The organism is Mycoplana sp. 10N416 (genome assembly GCF_056394765.1).
The window spans coordinates 1-1,286 of the sequence record NZ_JBFTIM010000045.1 but is presented as its reverse complement, the minus strand read 5'-3'; the positions used below and the strand labels follow the sequence as shown (position 1 = coordinate 1,286).

At 59.6% G+C, this 1,286-nt stretch carries 1 protein-coding gene; it reads right to left on the bottom strand.

The window, feature by feature from the left end; translation table 11 throughout:
- Window positions 1–106 precede the first annotated feature (106 nt).
- Window positions 107–1,206, bottom strand: a protein-coding gene (locus tag AC1DDS_RS25725) for an IS3 family transposase (protein WP_477481435.1) whose coding sequence is annotated in 2 segments (ribosomal slippage) — window positions 107–954 and window positions 954–1,206 — 1,101 coding nt in all. Because the reading frame shifts where the segments join, the coding sequence is not laid out codon by codon here.
- Window positions 1,207–1,286 lie beyond the last annotated feature (80 nt).

Genomic DNA, 1,286 nt, shown 5'->3' with positions numbered 1-1,286 from the left:
TGGCGTGCACCCCGAATTTGGGCCAGCGGGAGCTGGAATTTTCCGGGGTTATGGCGTGCACCCCGAATTTGGGCCAGCGGGAGCTGGAATTTTCCGGGGTTAAGGCTCATGTCGGCGGGGGTGCCGATGAGCCATTCATGAGCGAAATCGGCACCTTGTTGCCGATCGCGCTGTGTGGCCGGAACTCGTTATAATCTCTACGCCAATCCTCCATCTTCGCCCGTGCGTCGTCAAGGCTCATGAACCAATGGGCGTTCAGGCACTCGGCGCGGAACTTGCCGTTGAAACTCTCGATATAACCGTTGTCCGTCGGCTTGCCAGGCCTGGAGAAGTCAAGCACGACGCCCTTGTGGTAGGCCCACAGGTCAAGGTCACGGGAGATGAATTCGCTGCCGTTATCGACACGGATCGAGGCCGGATAGCCGACCTGGCGGCACACCCGCTCCAATGTCTGAACCACATCCTCGCCCCGATAGCTGAAGCGTGCATCGACCGCAGGCGAGAAGCGCGAGAAGGTGTCGACCACCGTCAATACCCGGATTTTGCGCCCCGTGGCCAGTTGGTCGTGAACGAAGTCCATGGCCCAGACATGGTTGGAATGGGTCGCCTCCGTGCGGTCTGCCCGGAGCTTGGCCTTGACCCGACGCTTGGGGACCTTGTTACGGAGCTGCAGGTCCATCTCCTTGTAAAGGCGATAGATTCGCTTCGGATTGACCGGCCACCCGTCGCGTCTGAGCAGGACGTGAACGCGGCGATAGCCGTAGCGCACCCGCGTCTGGCAGATGTCCTTGATCCGCAGCTTCAATTCGGCCTGCTCGCCGCGCTTGGACTTGTAGACATAGAGCGACCGGTCGATCTTCAGCACCGAACATGCGCGTCGGATTGAAACCTTCCAGTCTGCCTTGATCGTGTCGACAAGCTTGCGCTTGCGGGCAGGCCTCAGAGCTTTTTTGCCAGCACGTCCTGCAGCATCGCCTTGTCCAGCGACAGGTCGGCGACGATCCGCTTCAGCTTGGCATTCTCCTCCTCGAGCTGGCGCAGCCGCTTCATCTCCGACGGCATCAGGCCCGCATACTTCTTGCGCCAATTGTAGAACGTTGCGTCTGAAATGCCCGCCTTGCGGCAGATCTCACCGATCGACGATCCGTCCTCCGCCTGCTTCAGAACAAAGGCGATCTGCGCCTCCGAAAACTTCGATGCCTTCATGGAACTCTTCTCCTGTCCCCAGCGGGATCATAAGTGGAAAATTCCAGTTCCGATCGGCCTAAATTGGCGGGAGCACGTCA